Here is a 280-nt window from a genome sequence, read left to right on the forward strand (position 1 = left end):
CCCGACCGGCATCGGCGCCCTGTACGGCAAGGCCGAGGCGCTGGAGGCGCTGCCGCCCTATCAGGGCGGGGGCGAGATGATCGAGACGGTCGAGCAGGACCACGTGACCTATGCCCGGCCGCCGCACCGGTTCGAGGCGGGGACGCCGCCGATCCTGGAGGCCATTGGCCTGGGCGCGGCCCTGGAATGGCTGGCGCAATACGACCGGGCGGCGGTGCAGGCGCATGAGCACGCCCTTTATCGGCACGCTGTCGACCGACTTCAGGGGCAGAACTGGCTG

General features: G+C 71.4%; 1 protein-coding gene. It reads left to right on the plus strand.

Annotated elements, in window-relative coordinates:
• Positions 1–280, plus strand: a 280-nt coding sequence (locus tag CVH10_RS19770) for an aminotransferase class V-fold PLP-dependent enzyme (protein WP_146143136.1), incomplete at both ends; no start/stop codon positions are given.

The organism is Halomonas sp. ND22Bw (assembly GCF_003011945.1).
GTDB classification, from domain to species: domain Bacteria; phylum Pseudomonadota; class Gammaproteobacteria; order Pseudomonadales; family Halomonadaceae; genus Halomonas; species Halomonas halophila.